The organism is Rhodococcus sp. PvP016, assembly GCF_017832185.1.
Classification (GTDB): domain Bacteria; phylum Actinomycetota; class Actinomycetes; order Mycobacteriales; family Mycobacteriaceae; genus Rhodococcoides.
This window is the reverse complement of sequence record NZ_JAFIBH010000001.1, coordinates 1,471,375-1,494,955: the sequence shown is the minus strand read 5'-3', so window position 1 is coordinate 1,494,955 and position 23,581 is coordinate 1,471,375. Positions and strand designations below refer to the sequence as shown.

Below are 23,581 nucleotides of genomic sequence, written 5' to 3'. Positions count from 1 at the left end.
TTCGTTGTGGTCGAACTATGCCTGGTCGGGTGCCACGTCGGCGCCCGAACCGTCGACGACGGCGACCATGGCGGTGCGCAGAACTCGATCGCGCACCTTGTATCCCTTGCGGAACACGCTGCCGACGACAGGGTCGTTGCCGTCGCCCTCGTGCTGCACGGCCTCGTGCAGAGCGGGGTCGAACGCATCGCCCTCGTCACCGAACGCGACGACACCCTGTGCGGTGATGACGGATTCGAGCTTGTCCGCCACCGACTTCAGCGGCCCCGTCTCGAGGTCACCGTGCTTGCGTGCCCGATCGAGATCGTCGAGCACACCCAGCAACTCGGCCAACACCGACGCCTTGGCGTTGTCGATGTCCACCTGCTTGTCCCGAGCGACGCGTCGCCGGTAATTGGCGAACTCGGCGCTGAGGCGCTGCAGGTCGGCCGTCCGCTCGGACAGCTCGTCCTTCTCGGGTGCGGCCTCGGAATCCACGGAACCCTCGGACATCTCTGCCTCGAGAACCTCTGCTTCGTCCTCCACGTCACCGGGCTGGGGCGCCGTGGCGGAGCCCGCGAGGGACTCCTCCACGGCGGGGTCGACGTCGGGTGCGTCTACCTTCCCGGTGTCTTCAGCACTCACTTCTTGTCCGTGTCGACCGGCTCGTCCACGACCTCGGCGTCGACGACATCGTCGCTACCGTCGGTCGGGGCCGCGCCGTCGGCACCTGCTCCGTCGGCTGCTGCCGACTCGTACAGTGCCTGGCCCAGGGCCTGCGACTCCGTGCTCAGCTTCTCCACCGCTGCCTTGATGGCGGCGATGTCGGTGCCGTTCAGAGCGGTGCGAGCCTCGGCGATGGCCGACTCGACCTTCTCCTTGGTCTCCGCGGGGACCTTCTCGTCGTTGTCCTTGACGAACTTCTCCGTCTGGTAGACGAGCGACTCGGCCTGGTTGCGGGTCTCGGCCTCCTCGCGACGGGTCTTGTCCTCCTCGGCGTGAGCCTCGGCGTCCTTGACCATGCGCTCGATCTCCTCCTTGGAGAGGCCGGAGCCCTCCTGGATCTTGATCGTGTTCTCCTTGCCGGTGCCCTTGTCCTTCGCCGTCACGTGCACGATGCCGTTGGCGTCGATGTCGAACGTGACCTCGATCTGGGGCACACCGCGCGGGGCGGGCGGCAGCTCCGTCAGCTCGAACGAGCCCAGAAGCTTGTTGTGCGATGCGATCTCGCGCTCACCCTGGAAAACCTGGATCTGCACCGACGGCTGATTGTCGTCCGCCGTGGTGAAGGTCTCGGACCGCTTGGTGGGGATGGTGGTGTTGCGCTCGATGAGCTTGGTCATCACGCCACCCTTGGTCTCGATGCCGAGGGACAGCGGCGTGACGTCGAGGAGCAGAACGTCCTTGACCTCACCCTTGAGCACACCGGCCTGCAGTGCGGCGCCGACGGCCACGACCTCGTCCGGGTTGACGCCCTTGTTGGGCTCGCGTCCACCGGAGAGCTCCTTGACCAGCTCGGAGACGGCCGGCATACGGGTGGAGCCACCGACGAGCACGACGTGGTCGATGTCCTTGACCGCGATGCCCGAGTCCTTGACCACTGCCTGGAACGGCGCACGGGTGCGGTCGAGCAGGTCGGCGGTGATCTTCTGGAACTCGGAGCGGCTGAGCTGCTCGTCGAGGAACAGCGGGTTCTTGTCCGAGTCCACCGTGATGTACGGCAGGTTGATGGACGTGCTCTGGCTCGAGGACAGCTCGATCTTGGCCTTCTCCGCAGCCTCACGCAGGCGCTGGAGTGCCATCTTGTCCTTGGTCAGATCGATGCCGTTCTGAGCCTTGAACTTGTCGACGAGCCAGGTGACGATGCGCTCGTCCCAGTCGTCGCCACCGAGGTGGTTGTCGCCGGACGTGGCGCGGACCTCGACCACTCCGTCGCCGATCTCGAGCAGGGACACGTCGAACGTGCCGCCACCGAGGTCGAACACGAGGATGGTCTGTTCCTTCTCGCCCTTGTCCAGGCCGTACGCCAGAGCGGCGGCGGTGGGCTCGTTGACGATGCGCAGGACGTTGAGGCCGGCGATCTGGCCGGCTTCCTTCGTGGCCTGACGCTGTGCGTCCTCGAAGTACGCGGGCACCGTGATGACCGCGTCGGTGATCTCTTCGCCCAGGTACGCCTCGGCGTCACGCTTGAGCTTCATGAGCGTGCGCGCGCTGATCTCCTGCGACGTGTACTTCTTGTCGTCGATTGCGACGGTCCAGTCCGTGCCGATGTGGCGCTTGACGGAGCGAATGGTCCGGTCGACGTTCGTGACGGCCTGGTTCTTCGCGGACTGGCCGACGAGAACCTCTCCGTTCTTGGCGAACGCGACGATGGACGGGGTGGTGCGTGCACCCTCGGAGTTGGCCACCACGACCGGTTCGCCGCCCTCCAGGACGGACACGACCGAGTTGGTGGTCCCGAGGTCGATTCCGACCGCACGAGCCATGTGAAGACCTCCTGATAGATGCTGCTGTGATCGTTCGAGCGTCTGCCTGAGCGAACTGCGCTCAAGTCTGCCTGTCGGATTCTCGCCCCGTCAAGTCGTACTTGAGTGACCCACGCTCAATGGCAGTCGTACGGCTCAACGGAGGGGTGCGCGAGTTTGTTCCCGAGGAGTCGCCCTTCTCATCGGCCGACGCGTCTGGACCCACCCGATCGCGAGGACTCCTGCGGATCGGCACGAATCGGCGCGAGAATGAGGCGGAACCTGCACTCGGGCGTGCCTGAGCGTCCACAAGTCCGCCGGATCGACGGGATCCCGCCTCGGGGAGCGAGTTGCGGACGCTCGTGCACGGCCGACGCATACACAGGCGCCCGGCGGTTAAGGTCCACGGCATGTCGCTGACTGCCCGAGGTCTCACCCGCGCGTTCGGGCGTCACACAGCGGTCGCCCACGCCGACGTCACTCTGACCCCTGGCAGGGTGACCGGGCTGGTCGGACCCAACGGCGCCGGCAAGACGACTCTGCTGCTCATGCTCGCCGGGCTGCTCGCACCCGATTCGGGCACGCTCGAGCTGGAGGGGGCTCCGGTCGAGTCGGTCGCACTTCGTCGGGCGGTGGGCTGGATGCCGGACGTGTTCGGCACCTGGGACAGTCTCACCGCGACCGAGATCCTGTCGACGTTCGGCCGGCTGCACGGACTGTCGACGCAGGACGCCCGTGCCCGCGCCGCCGACCTGCTGCAGCAGGTCCATCTCGACGATCGCGCCGACCGGCCCGCACACGAGTTGTCCCGCGGCCAGAAGCAGCGGCTCGGGTTCGCCCGCGCCCTGGTCCACCGACCGCGCATCCTGCTGCTCGACGAGCCGGCGTCCGGCATGGACCCACGATCACGAGTGGAACTGCGCGACGAGGTCCGCCGCCTGGCCGACAGCGGATGCACGGTGCTGGTGTCGAGCCACATCCTCACCGAACTGTCGGAGATGGTGGACGACGTGCTCGTGATGACGGACGGGCGCACGCGGGAGTCGGCGCCTGCCACCGAACGATCGTGGCGACTGCGCGAGGTGGGCCGGCCCGCATCGTCAGCAGACATCCTGCACTTTCCCGACGAGGAGGCCGCGGCGCGACACCTGCGCACGGTCGTCGACTCGGGAGTGCTCGTCGCCGAGTTCGCCCGCGTCGACTCGGAACTCGAGGACGCGTACCTCGCCCTCGACGCGGACAGGACCTGACATGGCGGCACGGACGAGTAGTTGGTGGTCGGTGGTCGGCGTGCTGATCGGCCTCGAACTGCGACAGCGACTGCGCACCACCCGGTGGCGCATCACCCTGGCAGTGACGTTCACGGTCATCTCGCTGGCCGTGTTCGGGTCGATGTACCTGGCGCTGTCGGTGAACGAGGCCGATGCCAACTACGACGGCTGGGCGCGCAATCTGTACGTGGTCGTGCTGGGTGTCGAACTGTTCCTCGGCGTCGTCCTCGCGCCCACCCTCACGGCGACCTCGATCAACGGTGACCGCAAGGACGCGACGCTCGCCGTGGTGCAGGCGACGCCGATCAGCCACTGGCAGTTGGCCGTCGGCAAACTGCTGGGGTCCTGGGTGTCGTGCCTGGCACTCGTCGGCGTCGCATCGCCCTACCTGGTGTGGGGCATCGTCGCCGCGCCCTACGGCATCGGCACCTCGGTGCTGGGAGTGCTGGTGCTGTGCCTGATCTTCCTCTGCTACTGCGGGATCGGGCTCGGGTACTCGGCGCTCACCGCACGCCCGGCGGGATCGGCCGTCCTGACGCAGGCCACCGTGTTCTTCCTGGTGTTGGGCCTCCCGGCGCTGTTCGGCCTGCTCTACTCGACCACGTCGGAGGACCACGAGGTGGTGGGAGCCGAGTACACGTACGTCGACGACTCATACGACACCGTTCCCAACTGTCGCGACGTGGCCAGCGTGCGCTCGTACGAGCACACCGAGCGCATCTGGTGGCTGTTGGCACCCAACCCGTTCCTCATTCTCCCGGATGTGGTGGCCGCACACGACAATCCGCGCGTGCGCGTGTGGACGTCGGACGAGCGGCCACCCGACCCCAGCGTGGCGCGCCCGATCGCCGAGACGCTCGCGACGGCGCGCACGGGCCCGTACCTGAAAGAGCCGACCTGCGCGGACACCAGGGCGAACGCCTCGAACCGCAGCTTCTACGACGAGCGTGCCGAGTTCGAATCCGGAAAGGTCGGCGACAGCTGGTACCTCGGTCTGGCCGTCAACGTGATCCTGGGCGCTCTCGGGCTCACCGTCGCCGCGCGCCGACTGCGCGTTCCTGCCCGCACGCTGCCGAGAGGCGTGCGGATCGCCTGAGGCGCTGAGCTCAGCCGTCCGCCACCGTCGACGTGCAGCACCGAGGCAGTGCGTCGAACATCGCCTTCTTGCCGTCTGCCGTCCCGTGTTCAGGGCAGGAGCGAGGCGGCATAATCGGCCGGCATGACGTTCGACGAGGTGGCCGACGAGCTGTACGGGCTCGACCCGTCCGATTTCGTCGCCGCGCGCACGGACCGGCAGAAGCAGGCGCGTTCCGACGGCGACAAGGCCCTGGCCGAGCAGATCGGTGCGCTGCGCAAACCGACGATCGTCGGGTGGGTGCTGAATGTGACGGTGCGCGACGCGGACGAGGATGTCGCAGATCTGCTCGACCTCGGGGAAGCGTTACGGGAAGCGCAACAACATCTACGGGAAGACCGGAGGCCGGCCGGTCGACCGGGAGGCGCCACACTCCGCACGCTGACGAAGCAGCGGCAACGCGCCGTGCGTGCGCTGGCGGATCGGGCCGCGGAGATCGCGGAGGGGCACGGTCACCCGATCGGCGAGGACGTCGTGCGCGCGGTGACCCAGAGCCTGAATGCGGCGCTGTCCGATGCGGACATCGCCGACGAGATGCGGCGCGGCCGGATGCTGGGGGCCGCCGAGTACAGCGGGTTCGGTCCGATGGGGCTGATGTCCGTCGATCCCGAACCCGCGAAAGAACCGGAACCAGAACCCGACGACACCGCCGAACGGGAGAAGGAAGAGCAGCGGGCCCGCGCACAGGCGGAGCTCGACGACGCCGAGGCTGCGGTGCAGGATGCCACCGACGCGCTGGACAAGGCCGACCATCGCGTCGACGAGCTGCAGAAGTCGGTCGACGCCCTCACCGAGCAGCTCGAGAAGGCACGCCAGGACCTGGAGGCGGCGCAGGATGCACGTTCGACGGCAGCGTCGGAGAAGGACGCGTCGACATCGAGGGTCCGGAACGCGACGAAGCGCCTCGATCGACTGTGATCGAGGCGCTTCGGCGGTGACGGGTCAGGCGCAGTTGCCCGCTGTGGGGACGTCGCGGAACCGGGCATCGAGCCAGTTGGTGCCGGCACCGAGTCCGATGAAGTCGGGCAGGACGTGGCCGAGGGCCAGGCCCGGCAGGAAGAACGGCAGCTGCTGCGTGTTCAGCTGCACGTTCGAGCCCTTCCCACACCAGGTCGCGGCGAGATCGACGGCCTGGCCGTGCGGCACGATGTCGTCGCCCGTGCCGGTGTCGATGTAGACCGGCGTGGTGGGCGTGCGGTTACCGATCTTGTTCTCGGCGAGAACTGTCTGCGCCTCGGGAATCCGCTTCAAGTAGTCGGACAACGATTCGCCGGTGACGATCCACTCGTTGGTGCGGTGGAAGCCCACGGTGAGTGCACTTTCCACGACGCACTGATTCTCGAGGGCCGCCAGCGCGGCCTTGCCGGCCGGGTTCGTCGACGCGTCGATGATCGGACCCAACTCCGGGTTGGAGCGGCGCAGACCGTTCAGCGTGTAGCCGATGACACCGGTGAGGATGGTGCCGTCTACCTGGGCCAGCGTCGCGGCGAGATCGGCGACGGGTGCGCCGGCGTAGGTGCCCTTGATGTCGAGCTCCGGCGCATACTCGGGGGCGAGTTCCACGGCTGCCGCCACGGCACCGCCGCCCTGGGAGTAACCCCAGAGGCCGACCGGGGAATCGGGACCGACCTTGGTGTTGCCCAACTGCTGCGCGGCGCGGGCCGCGTCGAGAACCGCGTGCGCTTCCGCGGCGCGGTTGACGTAAGTGTGCGCTCCCGGTGTGCCGAGCCCGTCGTAGTCGGTGATGACGACCCCGTAGCCACGGGAGAGCAGCGCGTAGGTGGAGAGGAGCTCGTACTCGACCATGAGACCGAGTACCGGCGTGTAGGTGAGGACGTTGTTGAGCTGGTGCGACGGCGCGCACTGATCACCCTGGCCGTGCGTGCCCGGGGCGATGACCACGAGCGGGCGCGGACCGGGGCCGGTCCACTCGGCCGAGGGGTCGATGTACGTCCCGGTGACGGCGACCGGCGCGTCGTCGGCGTCCTGCGACCGGTACATCAGGCGCGTCGCGGTGCCGGGGATCGGCCCCTGCGGCAGAGGAAGCGACAGTGCGAGATTCGACGGTCCGGTACGGATGAGGTCACCGTCGTCTCCTGCGGGAAGCGGTGAGGGCGGCGTGTAGAAGCTCGACGCCGGGCCGGGGGGTTCGGCGGCGGCCGTGGGCACCACCGCGCCGAAGAGACCGACACACATCACCAGACCGACGCCGGCAGACCGCAGTTTCCGCACATTCATCCCATCGACAACGGGGCCCAGGCGGGCCCACTACCGCCCTGACCGTAAGTGATGGAGCCCACTTCCGAGAAGCCCGTGTGACCCCGACCGTCGACTTCGTGCTCAGTCACTTTCCGAGCCCGAGCGGACGGGGCCGGACCACAACAGGGTCGAGCGGAAACAGACCCTCTAGCCTGAAGCCATGAACGCGTCGGACAGTGTCGAAGGCTCGCAACCCCCGAAGCCGCCCCGCCCGTCGGTGCGCGTGACGCCCATGCGGGAGCCGGTTCCCGACGAGCGCCCGCGCGCCGTCGATGTCGCCGTGGTCCTGTGGAGCCTGTGCCTCGTCGTCCTGGCCGCCACCGGCGCGCTGCTGGGACTCGACCACCAGGGACTACGGTCGCGCCTCGCCGACGTCCTCTCGGCCGACCCCCCCGGCACCTCGGCGGAGGACATCGACTCGACGGTCCTCATCACGCTCGTCGCCGGCGCTGCCGTCGGCGCCGTCGTTCTCCTGGTGGGACTGGCCGGCATCCTGCAGATCCGCGGCCGACGCCCCACCGGACGATCCACGCTGACCGTGGTCGGCATCGTCGCGGCGGCGGGGTCGATCGCGTTCTGGATCGCGACCTCCGACGCGCTGGTGCAGCCCACGACGTATGCGCCGTTCGTCGTCGCAGCCCTCGCTCTGCTGGGCACCGCTCCGCTGTTCGTCCCCGCCGTCGGGCGATGGCTCGCGGCCGCCCCCGTCCGGCGCTGATCTCAGCGGCGGTCGAGCTCCGCGAGGATTCCCTCGGCGCTGCGAGCGGCGATGTCGCACGCCCGTGCCGTGAACCGGTCGAGCAGCGGATGGGACGCACGGGAGCGCCAGCTGCGGACCGCGTCGAAGGCCGTCTTGCGCTGCAGTTCCACCGAGTCGTCGGGATCGAGCCCCAACCGCGTCGTCACCTCGGTGCCCTGCGCTCCCACCAGACGACCGAGCTCCGCCTTCTCCGGCTCGGGCAGCCGCACCTCGCGTGCCCGTAGCTGACCGAGCAGGCGCAGTTCCTTGAAACCGTGGACGTCGGCGAGGGTGGATCCCACCTCGTCGATGATGGCGCGCGACCCCGCGGCCGGGGAGGCGCGCAGCACGCGATCGAGAGCGACGAGGGCCGAGTGCGCCTTGAGCTGGTCGGCTCGCTCGCCGAACTGCACGTCGATGATGTGTCGTAGCTCCTCGAGCCCACTACGCTCGACGAGTTCCCGTGCGAGCGAGGGCGAATCGCGCGTACCCATGCGGATGAGCGTCACGGCCATTCGGATGCCGAAGAGCCCGAACCGGTCGACCAGTCCGGCGCGCGTCTCCGCATCGACGGGGAGGGGCATGTCCGGCCGGGAGAAGCGGTCGGCCGACAGCATCGCCAGTTGCAGGTCGTCGGGCGGGGCGTCGGCCAACGCGACGAGCGCTCCGAACTCGCTCTGCCGCAGCGTCCGCGCCCCGAGGGCGAGCAGGCCGGCGACGGGCACGACGGCCTGGCACAGACCGGTCTTCTCGAGCTCTACCGCGAAGCGGGACGCCACCTCCTTGGCCGACATCATCGCGTCCATGCGACCGGCGCCCACCTCGTCGGCACGCGAGACGACACCGACCACGCCGAGCGGGCCGGAGTCGCCACCGACCGCGTCGTTGATGCGGGTGAGGAACGACGTGTCGGACGCGCTGAGGGTGCGCAGGAGATAGACCACGGCATCGGCGCCGGACGCGGAGTCCTCGGGCGTCAACATCGACAACGTCCGCTCGGACACGTCCAGGGACAGCGACGACGTGCCGGGGGTGTCGATGATGGTGTTGCGGGCCAGAGTTCGGGCCGGCCACTCGACGTCGAGTCGGTCCACGCGGTCCGCGGTGAGATCGCCGAAGTCGAACGACAGTCGACCACCCCGACGCAGTACCGGGATACTCATCGAGCGGTCACCGTCGTACCGGGCCGTCACCGACGGAGACGTCCCGCGGCGGTACCACGTGACGACGCGGGTGCACTCGGTCGCGTCGGTCGGGGCGATGTCCTGACCCACGAGCGCATTGAGGAGCGTCGACTTGCCGGCCTTGAGCGACCCGGCGAGCGCGACGCGCAGGGGCTCGTCGAGCCGGTCCGCACAGACGCGCAACGCATCCCGGACATCCGGCTCCCGTACGTACTCCGCCTGCGCCGCCGCGACGAGTTCCCGTGCACGGTCGAGTGTGACGCTCACGAGCCGGTACCGATCTCCGTGCGGCCCGCACGAGCCGCCTCGACGGCCTTGTCGGCCTTGTCGGCCTCGGCGGCCTCGACGGCTTCGGGGTCGAGCTTCTGCGCGATGCTGCGCAGTGCGGAGATCTTCTTCAGGGCCTGCTCCAGTTCGGCTGTGCGCGCGGCACGCTCGGACGAGGCACCGGTCGCCGCCTCCTGTGCGGCCCGCAGCGAGTCGCTCACCGAGCGCACCGTCTGATCGGCCATGTCGGTGAAGTGGTCACGGAGCTGGCGCTGGACGAGCCGCAGGCGGTCCTTGGACTCCTTGCCCACTTGGAAGCTGACGTCGTCGGTGAACTTGCGGATGGCGACCTTGGCGTCGGCCCGCCTCTTGAGCACGCGGGCCTCCTTGTCGTCCTTGTAGGCCTTGCTGCCCAACAGGACTCCGGCGCCGAGCGAGATGGGATTGAGCAGCGCGAGGCCCATCATCGTGGTGATGAGTCCGAACATCAGCACGCCGCCGTAGGAGCCGCGCATGCCGACGAGCACCTTCGAGGTGATGCCCATCCGGCCGGACTCGAGGTCCCCCAGTGAGGTCACCGGATCCATGACACCGTCGACGTTCGCGATGTTCATCGCCGGGATGTGCGCGTCGGCCGTCTCGGCGAAGTGCCGGGCGACCGTCTCGGCGAGCCACAGGGACCGCTCGTGTGCCCAGACGAAGTTGTCACCCACGGCGGAGGCGATCTGGTCCTCGAGCCACTCACCGATGCGCGGCCAGTCCTTGCCGGGGTCTCCCCCGTCGACCGCCTCCTCCGCCTCGCGGGTGATGACGCGCAGCCGATCTCGCAGGTCGTGGTCGATGTCGGCGGCCAGATCGGTGATGCCGTCGTTGAGCGTCTGCTGCCACCGACTGCTGCGCTTCTGCATGTCTTCGGCGTTGGCTCGCGCCTGTTGCAGACCGGCCACCGCCGCGGCGGCTGTCTCCGGATCGCGGAGTGCCGCGAGTTCGCTGCCCAGGGCGAGGGCGAGGTGCTCGGACACCGAGCGGACGTCGAGCGCGACGGCCTTGCGGGTGGTGGCGTCGGCACGCTGCACCACACCGCGGAGGAAGTCGTAGAGAGCCGGGAAGCCGGCCTCCTTGTCGAGCGAGTCGTCCTTCAGCCGCAGCGCGTGCGAGCGGAGCATCGACGAGATCGGCATCAGCGGAACGTCGATGCCCTGCCGCGCGAGGTGCCCGCGATCGGCCTCGACGATGCGCCGCCAGTGCGGGTAGAGGTCGGTCTTGGTCACCAGGCACGCGACCGCCGGGCACAGAGTCACCACCTGGCGCAGGAAGGCGACCTCGGGCTCGGTGAACTCCTGGCTCGAATCGGACAGCACCAGAACGGCATCGGCCGACGTGACCAGACCCAGGGTGCTGTTGGCGTGCGGGTTGCCGTGGCCGCCGACGCCGGGGGTGTCGATGACGACGAGCCCGTCCTTCAGCAGCGGGCTGGGTACGGAGATCTCGAGGCGCAGGATCTCACGACCCTCCGCGCGCGGATCGGTCGGTGTGACGGCGTGGATGTCCGCCATGGGGATGTCGATGCGCACCGGGTCGGCACCGATCTCGCCGACCACCAGCTCCGCCCGCTCCGTCTCCGCGTACGCGACCATCGTGGGCACCGCGGTGGTCTCGTCGTCGCCCACCGAACACACGTCGAGACCCAGCAGCGAGTTCACGAACTGACTCTTGCCCTGCTTGAGCGGTCCGACCACGACGATGCGCAGGCGCGGATCGAGCACCCGCTCACGCGCCGCCGTCAGCCGGTCGAGGAGGTCGCGGCGACCGGCACCGGACGCGACCTCACCCATTCGGGACAGGAGCTCGGCCAGCTGCGTCGCCTGCGTCGGCGCGGGGGTCTTCCCGGCGCCGGTCTGCACGGCGGGTGGTGCGTCGTTCTGCATGTGGTCCCGATCTGTCTGCGGTGGCAACGGGTCGAGCGCGTCTGTGAGCATTCACCATCTGACGAAAGGTGTGACCCTCACGGTAAGCGCCGACGACCCCGTACGCATAAGCGCGTGCGGGGTCGTCGGTGTTACAGCGCGCGGGTGATCAGTTGGCGTCTCCCGCGTCGGCCGCGTTGTCATCGGCCACAGCGCCGGTGTCGAGGCCGTCGTCCGCGGAGCTCAGTCCGCCGCCGAGGGTGTTCGACAGGCCGTCGGTCAGGCCACCGGTGAGTCCGCCGCCGAGCCCGGAGACCGTGTCGGTGAGGCCGTCGCCGACTCCGCCGGCCGCCGCCGCGGGGCCGTCGAAGGCACCCTCGGCGTCGACGTCCTGCCAGGAGGTGGCCTCGCCGGCGATGTCGCCGCCGAGTCCGCCGTCCGTGGTCACGGCACCGAGCGCGTCGCCGGTGACGTCGGTGACCGCGCCCAGGCCCAGTCCGTCGGTCGCTCCGGTGACGCCGCCGAGCACGGCGTCGGTGGAGTTCTGGAACTGGCCCACGGCGTCGGCGGTGGCGTCGATGCCGCCGTCGAGTGCGCCGGTGAACTCGGACGTGTTGTCCAGGCCGCCGGTGACCTCGCCGTCGGGCGAGATCTCGACACCGCCGAAGACGCCGCCTGCGCCGGTCGCAGCGCCGGTCAGGCCGCCCTGCAGCTCGGAGCCGAGTTCGAGCCCGCCCTGCGTGACGCTGTTCAGGCCCAGTCCGAGGCCGCCGGCGAGGCCGCCGCCCAGGCTCGCCACCGCACCGGTGACCGCGTCGGGATCGGTGACCGCGCCGCCGACACCGGTGAGGGTGCCGTCCAGTCCGCCGGCGACCGCACCCACGGCGCCGAGGCCACCGGTGAGGGTGGTCAGTGCGCTGAGGCTGCCGTCGAGACCGGTGTTCGCGTCGAGCAGTCCGCTGATCGGCAGACCCTCGGCGTCGAGCGCGCCGCCGGCGGAGACCGCCGTGTCGAGTGCGGCGTCGAGCATCGTGGTGAGGTCACCCGTGGCTCCGAGTGCCGTTCCCAGGGATGCCGCCGGATCGCCGCCGCCGGCGATGTCGAGCAGAGCACCGAAGGCTCCACCGAGCTCCGCACCCGCCGTGCCGCCGACGCCGAAGGCTGCGGTCAGCGTCGCGGGCAGGTCGCCCAGAGCGCCGGTGTCCACGCCGCCGACGAGGCCGAGCGCCCCGTTGAGCGCGGCACCGAACTGGCCGACCGGGTCGGTCTCCAGGTCGAGGACACCGCCGACGTTCAGTGCGTCACCGAGTGCGGCGGAGACGATGCCGCCGAGGTCACCCTCGAGCAGTCCGTTCGCATCCAGATCGGCGAGCACCGTGCCGCCGAGCACCGTGCCCAGTGCGGTTCCCAGTCCTGCTGCGGCTGCGCCGCCCAGTCCCAGAGCCGCGGCCAGGCTGCCCGTGAGGTCCGGCAGGTCCGTGTCGGGCAGGCCGACTCCCGCGACGAGGCCGAGGCCGGTCGAGACAGCGCCGCCGAGCAGGCCGGCGAGGTCGGCGTCCAGATCGAGATCCGGTGCCGCACCGAGCACCGTGCCGAGCGCGGCGTCGAGGTCCAGCCCACCGGCCAGCAGTGCACCGAGCTGGGCCTGCAGATCGGCGGTCAGGGAGCCGCCGAGAGCGGCACCGAGGGTGGCGCCGACCGTGGCGGCGACGTCGCCGCCGGCGGCCAGAGCACCGCCGAGTGCAGCGCCGACCGTCGCGGCGAGATCCCCACCGACCAGTCCGTCGAGATCGAGCGCCCCGCCGAGTCCGAGCGCCGTGTTCAGCGCGCCGGCCAGGGTGGCCGCGCCCTCACCGGTGATGCCGAGAGCAGCGGTGACAGCGGCACCGAGATCGGCACCCGCGGTCAGATCGGTGACGCCGGAGAGCACGCCGCCGAGGGCGAGTCCGAGTTCACCGGCAGCGTCGCCGCCGAGGCCGAGAGCGACGCCGAGCGCGGTGGACAGCTGCGCCGCCACATCGCCGCCGAGCAGTGCCTGCAGGTCACCGGTGAGCAGGCCGCCGGCGCCGAGGGCAGCGCCGAGCGAGCCGGCCAGCGCACCGACGATGTCCGTGTCCAGTGCGCCGGTCAGGCCGCCCAGCAGGTCGGCGTCCAGCAGACCGCCGACGGCTCCGAGTCCGTCCAGACCGGCGAGACCGTCGAGATCGACCAGCCCGCCGAGTCCGAGTGCGCCGCCGAGGACCGTGCCGAGTGCGGCGTCCAGGTCGACGCCGCCGCCCAGCAGACCTGCGAGTTGTGCGCCGAGGTCGCCCGACAGGGCGGTTCCGAGCACTCCGCCGAGGGCGGCGCCCACGTTCGCGGCCAGCGGGCCACCGGCCGACAGTGCTGCGCTGAGCGCGGCTCCGACGGTGGCGGCGACGTCCGCGTCGGCACCGAGGATCGCGGTGAGGTCGAGACCGCCCGCAGCTCCCAGCATCGCGTCGAGTGCGCCCGAGAGCGTGGCGGCAGCGTCACCGGTGACACCGAGCGCACCGGCGAGGACCAGTCCGAGATCGGCGCCGGCCGTGAGGTCGGTGGCCGCTCCGACGAGTCCGCCCAGTGCCAGGCCGAGGTCGCCACCCAGTGCGCCGCCGGCGCCCAGGGCACCGGAGAGTGCGGCGCCCAGGACGGCGGTGAGGTCGCCGCCGAGCAGTGCGGTGAGGTCGACGTCGGTCAGGCCGCCGACGTTCAGTGCGGCGCCGAGCGTGGTGCCGAGCGTGCCGACCAGACCGGCGGCCGCGTCGGCACCGATGCCGAAGACGCCGTCGAGGTCGAGAGCGCCGCCCAGGACGGCGGTCAGTGCGGTGCCGAGATCGGCGCCGCCTGCCAGCAGTCCGGTGAGCTGGGCACCGAGGTCGGCGCCGAGCACGGCAGCGAGGGTGGTGCCGAGTGTCGCGCCCAGTCCTGCGGCGACGTCGCCACCGGCGGCGAGTGCGCCCGAGAGAGCCGCGGTGATGTCGGCGCCTCCGACGACACCGAGTGCGGCGTCGAGCGCGCCGGCGAGCTGTGCGGTGAGTCCACCGGTCAGGTCGCCGTCGAGGCCGAGGGCCGCGGTGAGTGCCGCCGCCAGGTCTGCGCCGAGGACACCGTCCAGGTCCAGACCTGCGGTGACGGTGCCGAGCACGTCGCCCAGGGCCAAGCCCACGTTCGCCGCCACGTCGCCGCCGGCCGCGAGAGCCGTCGCGAGTGCGGCGGAGAGCTGCGCGGCGAGGCCGCCGGTCAGCAGGCCCGCGAGATCGGCGTCGAGCAGACCGCCCGCACCGAGCACGGCCGCGAGCGAGGTGCCGAGCGTGGCGACGAGGTCGCCGCCGAGGCCGAGGGCACCGGACGGATCGAGGACGCCGCCCAGCAGGGTGGTGAGGCCGGCACCGAGGTCCAGTCCACCGGCGAGCAGGCCGACGAGCTCGGCGCCGAGGTCACCGGAGAGGACACCGCCGAGGGCCGCGCCGAGCGTGGCACCGAGGTTGGCCGCCACCGCGCCGCCGGCGGCGAGAGCGCCGGAGAGTGCGGTACCGAGGGTGGCCGCGAGGTCCAGATCGCCGAGGACGCTGAGGTCGTTCAGCACGTTCAGGTCGCCCAGCACACCGAGTCCGCCGAGCAGGTCGAGGTCGCCGGCCAGGCCGAGGACACCCTCGAGAGCGGCACCGAGCTGCGCGGTGAGGCCCGCTGCGAGTCCACCGGTGAGTCCTGCGCCGACACCGAGTGCGCCGGTGAGGGCTGCGGCGAGGGTGGCGCCGAGTCCGGCCACCGCGTCGACGTCGAGGCCGCCCGCGACGTCCACGAGCCCGGCGAGCACGCCGCCGAGTGCGAGTCCGAGGTCGCCGCCCAGGTCGCCGCCGACCGCGAGAGCGCCGGCCAGGGCGGCAGCGAGCTGCGCACCGAGATCGGCACCGAGCAGTGCGGTCAGATCGCCACCGAGGAGACCGCCCGCGCCGAGGAGAGCCTCGAGGGAACCGCCGAGCGTGGCCATGACGCCGGCACCGAGGCCGAGTGCGCCGTCGACGTCGAGCAGGGCACCGAGATCGGCGAGAGCGCCGATGTCCAGCAGGCCGCCGAGGCCGAGAGCGCCGTCGAGGATGGTGGTGAGTGCCGCACCGAGGTCCAGCTCACCGGCCAGCAGTCCGACCAGCTGAGCACCGAGATCGGCACCCAGGACGCCGCCGAGGGCGGCACCGAAGGCTGCGCCGAGGGTGCCGGCGACGGTACCGCCGGCGACCAGTACGCCGCTGAGGGCAGTGGAGAGAGTGGCGCCGAGCGTGGCCGCGATGTCGGCTCCGCCGGCCAGGGCGGCGGCGAGGTCCAGGCCGCCGGCCAGCTCCAGGACACCGTCGAGTGCGGCGCCGAGCTGCGCACCGATGCCGCCGCCGAGGCCGAGCACACCGGCGAGGGTCGCGCCGAGGGTGCCGCCGACGCCGAGGAGAGCGTCGAGGTCGAGTGCGCCGGACAGGCCGGTGACGGCTCCGAGGAGCGCGCCGAGGGAGGCGCCGAACTCACCGGCGACGTCTCCGCCGGCAGCGAGGGCTGCGCCGAGAGCTGCGGAGAGCTCGGTGGTCAGCGTGCCTGCCAGCGCGGCGACGACGTTCGCGTCGAGGATGGTGGTCAGCGTCGCGCCGAGATCACCGGCGACGTCGACCGCGGCGGCGAGGCCACCCGAGAGAGCAGCAGTGATGTCGGTGGTCACGCCTAGTGCGCCACCGACGACGACACCGAGCGATCCGGCGACGTCGAGTCCGGCGGTGAGGGCGGCGGCCAGATCGGCGCCGAGCGAGCCACCGGCGGTGACCGCTGCGCCGAGCACGCCACCGAGTGCGGCGCCGACGTTCGCGCCGAGCACACCGCCCACCGAGAGTGCGGTGGAGAGAACGCCGGACAGACCGACGACGGCGTCGAGGTCGAGGCCGGCGACGGTGCCGAGCACGGCGTCGAGAGCGGCCGTGAGCTGGGCTCCGGCACCCACGCCGAGGCCGAGCGCTGCGGTGAGCGCACCGGCCAGAGTGGCGCTGAGGTCGACCAGCGTGTCGAGGTCGAGGACGCCGCCGAGGGCGAGGGCGGCGTCGAGAGCCGCGCCCAGTGCTGCGCCGAACTCGGCGGCCAGGTCTCCACCGAGGGAGAGTCCGTTGGCCAGGACGAGGGCGAGGACGGTGGTGAACTGGCCCGCGATGTCGAGGTCGCCCAGGTCGATGAGGCTGAGGTCGAGTCCGCCGAGCAGGTCGATGTCGCCGAACCCGCCGAGGTCGAGCGAGGCCAGGTTCAGGCCACTGAGGTCGAGCGAGGCCAGGTTGAGCCCGCTCAGATCCAGATCACCGAGGTTCAGGTTGCCGATGTTGCCGATGCTGCCGATCGCCAGGCCGCCACCGATGAGGGTCGGGCTGAAATTGAAGCCGCCCAGGTCGAAGCCCCCGAAGTTGTTGCCACCGAAGTTGTTGTTGCTGAAGTTTCCGTTGTTGTTGTTGTTTCCGAAGTTCACCGCATTGCTGCCGAACGTGGGGCCGCCGACCGTGACGGTGTTGCCGCCGAAGACAGTGCTGTTGTTCACGCTGCCCACATTCACGACGTTCGAGGAGCTGCCCGCGTTCACGATCGAGGCGAGGCGCGATCCGCCGGCGAACAGTCCGGACTCGGCGACCATGGGCGCCACGGCCACGATGTCGGCGTGGCACACGTCGGGCAGGCCGGCCGCGTCAAGCGAGGCCTGCGGGTTCGCGCAGTAGGCAGCGGCGGCCTTGTCGTCGCGAAGAAGGCTGAGGATGAAGTCGAGTACGGCGTTCGTGGCCATCGGGATCTCCTGGGTGTGTGTGGACCGGTGTCGGCAGACGGTGTGTGTGCAGGCGTCGAGGTGGTCGGGCCGACTGTCTCGGCACGTTGAGATCAAAACTAGGTCGAGTAGTGACGTGTCCCAACGGGGCGCAGCCCCCTTCCTGCACCCCGGGGGTCGCCCCGGGGCAGATCGGGGCGACTAGGGGGCATAGGGGATCGGACCGCTCTAGTCTTGTGACCTGTAACGAAACAGACCACCGAGACGACAGTGCCGGTGGACAGCTACGGCGTCACGGCGACGTGCCCGACAGCGGGTCCGACACAGCCTTGACGGGTACGGATATCGACGAGCACGGAAACGGAGTCGGCGCCATGGCAACGGATCAGGGACGGTCATCAGGTCTGGGACTGGACGTCGGCTCGAGCACCTCGACGGCGGTCGCCGTGGACGGTCCGGGGCACCTCGGCGACGCCGTGACCGTCGTGCGGTCCACCGCGCTGTCGGTCACGCCCGATCGTGAACCCGCCCTGGCGGCGCCGGGCACCGTCGACACCACGGCGCTGACCGGTTTCGCCGGCCGCGTCGGCGATCCGGTCGCGCTGGTCACCGAGGACGGACGCAGCTACACCGGCGACGAGCTCTACGCGACGACGCTGGACTGCCTCGTCCGTGAGGCGCGTGCGGCCGGCGCCGACGACGACGCCGCGATCGTGGTGACCTACCCGACGTCGTGGCCTGAGTACACGGTGGACCGGCTCCGCAACGCGGCTGCCCGCCACGGCCTCACCGACGTCACCTTCGTTCCCGACGCTCTCGCCGCGACGGCATGGATGCAGCAGTCGCCGGACGCGGTGGCGGACGGCGTCGTGCTGGTCGCGGATCTCGGCGCGAGCGCTCTGACGGTGTCGGTGGTGCGCACGGGAGCCGATTCGGCGATCCTCGGACGCGGTGCGCGCAGCGAGGACGTGAGCGGCGCCCACATCGACCAGGTCGTGTTGGCGCACGTGCTCGACAACGTCGACTCCTCGTCGCTCGATCCCTTCGATCCCGCGACGGTCGAGGCCCTCACGACGCTCCGCACACACTGCGCGACGGCCAAGGAAGCACTGTCCTCCGACACCGAGACGGTGGTCCCGGTGCACCTGCCCGGTATCGACACCGACGTGCGACTGGTGCGGTCGGAGATCGAGGAACTGCTGCGCGAGACGTTCGACGACGCCACCCGGGTACTCGGCGAAGCGCTGCGCACCGCGGGTGTCGACGGCGACGCGGTGGATCGTGTGCTCCTGGTCGGCGGCGGCGCGTCGATCCCCATGCTCACCGAGACCGTGTCCTCCGCGCTGCGCAAGCCGGTGACCGTCGGCGAGCAGCCCGCTGCCACTGCTGCGACCGGAGCCGCACTGTTGGCCGCCGACATCGCGTCGGCCGGAGCAGAATTGAACCGCCCGGGCGCCGTGGCACTCGCTGCCGTCGCCCCCGGTTCCACCGTCGACGACGACGAGACCGACCTGCTCCCTCCGGTCACCGAGCGTCCCGCCTCGGCCCGAACCTCCACACCCGCACCGGTGTCGCGCTCGGCGCACGCCAAGGACGCCCCGTCACGCGGCAAGCGCACGGCCGTCATCGGCGGCGTCGCCGCTGCCGTGATCCTGCTGGCCGCGGGCGGCCTCTCCGTCGGCACCGGCCTCGTCGGCGGATCGTCGGAGAACACCGGCCCGTCGACCAGCAGCGCAGTCGCCCCGGCTGCCGCGGACGGTTCCGTGAGCGCCACCCCGACCACCGCCGCCGCCGCCGGCGTCGACCCCGTGACGGGGCAGCCGCGCACCACCGGAGCCGCGGGAGTGCCGACCAGCGGCGCCGCAGCGGCGCCGGGAGCTGCGGCTCCCGGTGCGACCGCGCCCGGCTCGACCGGATCGGCCGCGGTACCGGGCGCCACCGCGCCGAATGTCGCGGTACCGAACGCACCGGCGCCGCAGTTCACGGCACCGAACCTTCCCCCCGCGCAGGTGCCGTCGGTACCCACTTTTCAAGCGCCGTCCGCACCGACCTTTCAAGCGCCTTCTCTACCCACCAGACTGCCGGGTCAGGGTCTGCTGGAGACAGTGGCCGAGGTTCCAGGAGCGTTACTCGGCGCCCTCGACCCACAGCAGTGACCTCGCCCGACGAGCGGTCGGCCCTCGAATCGCTGCTGTCCGCGCACGATCACACCGCCCTCGTGGTGGTGACGCTCGCGTCGGTCGGTCTGGCCCCGGACCCGTACCTCGTCGCCGATGTCGCCGACGTGGCGATGCCCGATGCTGCCGCCGCCGTGGAGCGCGCCCGGGGCTGCGGGGTCCTGTCCGACGAGGGTCTGCTGTCGGACTCCGCCCGCGGTTCCCTCCGCGTGGTGATGGGCGAACACGGGATGCTCGGCGTGCTGCGCCGCCTGGCACGAGTGCGCCTCGACCGCGGCGGTCTCGGCGATGATCTCGCGGTCTCGCTCGCCGACGCGGGGCTGCGCGATCCCGATCTCGCACAGCACCTCGTCGAATTAGCCTCTGCTGCAGACCGTCTCGCCGCGCGACGACTCTGGGATGCGGCCGCCGCTGCGGGCGCGCAGGGCACCGACATCTCCGTGCCCTACGCCGACGCCCTGCTCGCGAGCGGCGATCTCGACACCGCGGCGCTCACGGTGGACGCGGTGCTGTCCGCCGAGGCGCCCTCACCCGACGGAGTACGCGGAGCCGTCCGCGTCGCGTCCACGGTCGCACTGATGCGCGGCACCGCGTCACACGCCGCCGACCTCTACCGGTGGCTCGGGCCGGACCGCATCGGACCGGATGCCGCGTACGCGGTGACCACACTTCTCGCCGTGGGGGACGCCGCGTGCGCCGCGACGTTCGCCCGCACGCACGGTGGCCTCCGCCCTGTCCCGCCCACGTCGGCGAATGCCCGCTCGACGTTGGTGGCTCGCGGACTTCTCGACTCGCTGACCGAACCCGCCACCGTGGCAACAGGTTCGCTGCTGCGCGCCGCATCGATGGCGGACACGGCGGTGGGCGCCCGGGCCGAGCCGGAACATCCCGCGGTGATCGCGGCGCTGATCGCGCTGCACACCGGCGACCCCGCCACCGCCCGTGCGGTGCTGACCGAGACCATCGCCGCAGATCCGGGGTGCGCGGTGTCCACGCGGTGCCGTCTGCTGCTCGCCTGGTCGGCCCTCGTGGCCGGCGACACGGGTGTCGATCCCACCTCGGGCGTCGATCCGGCCGCACTCCCCCAGCGGGACGCCCTGTCCTACTTCGCACTTCGAGTCGCCACCGCCCGCCGACGCGGCGACACCGGCGCCCTCATGTCCGCGTGGCAGGAGGCCCGGCGCACCGTCGCGGAGGCCGAACCCGATCTCTTCTCCCTCATCCCCCTCGGCGAACTGTGGCTCGCCGCAGTGCGTCTCGGGGACACGGCACGTGTGGCGCACTCCGTCTCCGCAGCCACCGCGCTGGTCGCCTCGCTCGGCGAACCACCGACGTGGGCGGCCACGTGGCACTGGTACGGCGTGCAGGCCGCGATCCTCGGCGGCGCCCCGGCCGACCTGCTGCCCCACGCTCGCGCGCTCGGCTCGTTCGCCGACCGCAGTCCCCACGCCGCAGCACTCGCCTCCGCCGGCAAGGCATGGCTCCGTGTCCTGCAGGGCGAGCCCGACGTCGCCGAGGTCGAGACCTCCGCGCGCACCCTGGAGAAGTTCGGGCACGCCTGGGACGCGGCACGACTCGCCAGTGACGCCGCCCTGCGCGTCGCCGACACCCGCGACGCCACCGCCCTGCTGCAGATCGCCCGCGACATCGGTGCCGTCGCGGCGACGGCAGAGCCCACCGAGCCCGGTTCCGCGTCGCTGGGGGCGCTGACCGAGCGCGAGGCGGAGGTGGCGCATCATCTCGTACTGGGCCTGACGTACCGCGAGATCGGCGCCCAGATGTACATCTCGGCCAAGACGGTCGAGCACCACGTCGCACGGATCCGTCGACGTCTGGGAGCGCAGTCGCGCTCGCAGATGCTGTCGATGCTCCGCGCGGCCGGCTACGCACAGAGCAAGGAACGACGGGTACACGCATGAACACCGGTCACGACGCCGCACCGATCACCCGAGCCATCGGGATCCACATCACCGATCTGACGTCGACGGCCGTCGTGGTGTCGACGACGTCGGGCGAACTGGTCCGCGTGCCGGTGACGGCCGAGACGGTCCTCTACCTCCTGCCCGACGGCACGACGACCCTGCACCGCCCAGACGCCCTGACCGCGGACATCGACGTCGTCGATCGCTTCATGGCGCGCGTCGGCGACCCGTCCGGCGTGGTCTCGTCCCGCGGCGTGCCCATGCGCGCCGAGGACCTCGTCGCGACCATGATGTTCCTGCTGCTCAGCGAGACCGTCGACGCCGGCGAGGACGTTCGCGCCCTCACCGCCGGTGCCGCCCATCCCGCCGACTGGTCACCCGAGCGCATCGCCGCGCTGCGGGACGCGCTCGACTTCGTCGGACTCACCGCTCTGACGCTGCATCCCGAGTCGGCCGATCCCCACGCCACCCTCGGAGCGTCCGAGGAACGGCTGGCGGCCGCCGCGGCCGCCGCACGTGCCGCCGCCGGGCTCGCGCCGACGACGGGGGCACCGCTGCTCGCGGCGTCCGCCGCCTCGACAGCCACCGACAGTGGTGCATCGAGGTCGACACCGCGCGGACCCCTGGCCCTGCTCGTGGCGGCCGCGGTAGCGACCCTGCTGATCGTCGGCGGCGGCATCGCCTACCTCGCGTCCGACCGGACGGTCAGCACCGCGGTACCCGAGGTCGAAGACGCCGCCGGAGTCACCGCGCGGACCACGACGACTCGTCCCGCCCCGTCGACCAGCATCGGTTTCCCCACCGTCGTCCCCGGCGCCCCCGCGCCCGCCGAGGAGACGCGTGCACCTACGCGGATCACCACGACGGTGCCTCCGCGCGCACCGGCCCCCGAGCCGGCACCCGCGCCCGCTCCCGCCCCGGCACCTGCTCCGGCCCCGGAACCGTCTCCGGAACCGGTGCCCGAGCCCGTCCCCAGCGACCCGCCCGTCGAGGAGGAACCGACCGACCCCGTGGAGGGCACGGACCCGGACCCCGACGTTCCGGCTGGTCCGAACACTCCTGACGAGCAGGGGGCGGCGGCGCCGTCACCCGGTACCGCGCCGCCCAGCTAGGTCCCCCCGTGCGCCCATCGGGTCACCCCGGACCGTGACGACCGGTACGGTGATCGGACGGGTGCTCACGGTCGACGTGGCACCGTGTCCGCAACTCGCCAAGGGGGTCGAGTCCGAATGAGCGCGCGCAGCCAGGGGTCCGACAGCCCGCAGGTCGACAGGACGATCCACCTCGTCATAGCGGTGACCGACGCCGAGACGGCCGTGTCGGTCGACATCGACGGCGGTACCGAGCTGTTCGAGTGCCCGACGGCGGTGGGCCTGGATCCCGATGGACGCGTCCGCCTCGATGACTCCGACCAGGGTGTTCGCGGATTTCTGTATGCGGTGGGAGACCCTCGCGGACTCGGCCTGGCCGACGGCCGGGTGGTGCGCGCCGAGGATCTCGTCGCCGGATTCGTTCACACTCTGACGGGCATGCTGTCGGGGCTCTACTCGCTGCCCGCCGACGCACGGTGCACGCTGCTCCACCCTGCGGGACTGTCCGCCGACTCCGTCGCCGCACTGCGGGACGCCCTCGACTACGTCGGTCTACCGGACTGCTCGCTGGCTCCCGCGACGTCGGAGAATCCGGCGGTGGCCGTCCGCGCCGCAAGCACGCATCGGTCGTCGCCGCCCACCTCGGCGTCCTCGGACAAGGCATTCGCCGCGATGGTCTCGGACTCGGCCGCCGGCAGGACCCCTCGCACTCGGGCACATCGGAGGACGCCCACGCGCGCGGCGGTCTCCGTCGCCGCGGTGGCGCTCGCGTTCCTCGCCGTCGGCGGCGCCGTGGGCACCCACGACCTCGACTCCAGCTCGGTCGCGCCCCTGAACTCGCAGCAGGCCATCACGCCCGCCGCTCCCGTGGTGACGTCGTCGCTGGACAGCACCACCACGTCCGCCGCGCCGCTGCCCGTCCAGGAGCAGGCACCGGTTCCAGTTCCGGTGCAGGAGGCCCCGGCTCCCGAGATCGACACGCCCGACCCCGTCGTGCCGCCCGCACCGCCTGCCGCCGCGGTGGAACCGAGTACCGGTCTCGGGCTCCCGACGGACCGGTTCCCGTTCGCGCCACCGGACATCGACTTTCCCGACTTCCCGTCGTTTCCCGAGGTGACCGTGCCGACGCCGCCCACCGTGGCGAGCAGTACACCCGCACCCACGACCACGTCGACCGCTCCCACGACCACGTCCACCGCGCCGTCCGTCGCGATTCCACGGCTCGGTCCGATGGTGTCTGTGAACCGTCCCTGAGGCTCGTCGAGCGCCGGAAACGCTCAGGATGATGCCCTATGCTCGTGCGCTGGCATCGGTAGCTCTGCGAACCATGTGCGGACCCGACGGGCCACGGACTGTCACCACTGCGAAGGGAACTTCTTGCGTAACTCGGC

At 71.2% G+C, this 23,581-nt stretch carries 14 protein-coding genes; 8 read left to right on the top strand and 6 right to left on the bottom strand.

Going from position 1 to position 23,581, the window contains the following annotated elements:
• Positions 1 to 15: 15 nt before the first annotated feature.
• On the bottom strand, positions 16 to 624 hold the full coding sequence (gene grpE, locus JOE30_RS06965) for a nucleotide exchange factor GrpE (RefSeq protein ID WP_204869948.1): 609 nt from the start codon (positions 622 to 624) through the stop codon (positions 16 to 18).
• Complete coding sequence (gene dnaK, locus JOE30_RS06960; protein WP_204869947.1) at positions 621 to 2,465, bottom strand: molecular chaperone DnaK; 1,845 nt, start codon at positions 2,463 to 2,465, stop codon at positions 621 to 623. The genes grpE and dnaK overlap by 4 nt, the downstream gene beginning before the upstream one ends.
• A 389-nt stretch (positions 2,466 to 2,854) precedes the next feature.
• On the opposite strand from dnaK, the gene JOE30_RS06955 reads away from it, so the two are divergent.
• The 3 genes from JOE30_RS06955 (at position 2,855) to JOE30_RS06945 (ending at position 5,768) form a co-directional block, all read left to right on the top strand.
• Complete coding sequence (locus JOE30_RS06955) at positions 2,855 to 3,694, top strand: ABC transporter ATP-binding protein (RefSeq protein ID WP_204869946.1); 840 nt, start codon at positions 2,855 to 2,857, stop codon at positions 3,692 to 3,694.
• A 1-nt stretch (position 3,695) separates the two neighbouring features.
• Complete coding sequence (locus JOE30_RS06950) at positions 3,696 to 4,811, top strand: ABC transporter permease (RefSeq protein WP_204869945.1); 1,116 nt, start codon at positions 3,696 to 3,698, stop codon at positions 4,809 to 4,811.
• Positions 4,812 to 4,934: 123 nt separating this feature from the next.
• Positions 4,935 to 5,768: a hypothetical protein gene (locus JOE30_RS06945; RefSeq protein WP_204869944.1), complete on the top strand. Its 834-nt coding sequence runs from the start codon at positions 4,935 to 4,937 to the stop codon at positions 5,766 to 5,768.
• Positions 5,769 to 5,792: 24 nt separating this feature from the next.
• On the opposite strand, the gene JOE30_RS06940 is transcribed toward JOE30_RS06945, so the two are convergent.
• Entirely contained in the window at positions 5,793 to 7,088 is a 1,296-nt protein-coding gene (locus tag JOE30_RS06940; protein ID WP_239532504.1) for a lipase family protein, read from the bottom strand.
• Positions 7,089 to 7,269: 181 nt separating this feature from the next.
• Between JOE30_RS06940 and JOE30_RS06935 the strand changes: the two genes are divergently transcribed.
• On the top strand, positions 7,270 to 7,827 hold the full coding sequence (locus tag JOE30_RS06935; RefSeq protein WP_204869943.1) for a hypothetical protein: 558 nt from the start codon (positions 7,270 to 7,272) through the stop codon (positions 7,825 to 7,827).
• Positions 7,828 to 7,829: 2 nt separating this feature from the next.
• Here JOE30_RS06935 and JOE30_RS06930 read toward each other — a convergent pair whose 3' ends face one another.
• From JOE30_RS06930 to JOE30_RS06920, 3 genes are all read right to left on the bottom strand, one after another.
• Positions 7,830 to 9,299, bottom strand: a complete 1,470-nt coding sequence (locus JOE30_RS06930) for a dynamin family protein (protein ID WP_204869942.1) — start codon at positions 9,297 to 9,299, stop codon at positions 7,830 to 7,832.
• A complete protein-coding gene (locus tag JOE30_RS06925; RefSeq protein ID WP_204870834.1) occupies positions 9,296 to 11,227 on the bottom strand; it encodes a dynamin family protein in 1,932 nt (643 codons plus the stop codon). The genes JOE30_RS06930 and JOE30_RS06925 overlap by 4 nt, the downstream gene beginning before the upstream one ends.
• 148 nt (positions 11,228 to 11,375) lie before the next feature.
• Positions 11,376 to 17,021 (bottom strand): IniB N-terminal domain-containing protein, encoded by a 5,646-nt coding sequence (locus tag JOE30_RS06920; RefSeq protein ID WP_204869941.1) that lies wholly within the window; start codon positions 17,019 to 17,021, stop codon positions 11,376 to 11,378.
• Between the two features lie 353 nt (positions 17,022 to 17,374).
• On the opposite strand from JOE30_RS06920, the gene JOE30_RS06915 reads away from it, so the two are divergent.
• The 4 genes from JOE30_RS06915 (at position 17,375) to JOE30_RS06900 (ending at position 23,444) form a co-directional block, all read left to right on the top strand.
• On the top strand, positions 17,375 to 19,156 hold the full coding sequence (locus tag JOE30_RS06915; RefSeq protein ID WP_204869940.1) for an Hsp70 family protein: 1,782 nt from the start codon (positions 17,375 to 17,377) through the stop codon (positions 19,154 to 19,156).
• Entirely contained in the window at positions 19,153 to 21,096 is a 1,944-nt protein-coding gene (locus JOE30_RS21655) for a LuxR C-terminal-related transcriptional regulator (protein WP_204869939.1), read from the top strand. Before JOE30_RS06915 ends, JOE30_RS21655 begins: the two co-directional genes overlap by 4 nt.
• Positions 21,093 to 22,211, top strand: coding sequence for a hypothetical protein (locus JOE30_RS06905; RefSeq protein WP_204869938.1), 1,119 nt, complete (start codon positions 21,093 to 21,095; stop codon positions 22,209 to 22,211). The genes JOE30_RS21655 and JOE30_RS06905 overlap by 4 nt, the downstream gene beginning before the upstream one ends.
• Positions 22,212 to 22,328: 117 nt before the next feature.
• On the top strand, positions 22,329 to 23,444 hold the full coding sequence (locus tag JOE30_RS06900) for a hypothetical protein (RefSeq protein ID WP_204869937.1): 1,116 nt from the start codon (positions 22,329 to 22,331) through the stop codon (positions 23,442 to 23,444).
• The last annotated feature ends 137 nt before the right edge of the window (positions 23,445 to 23,581 follow it).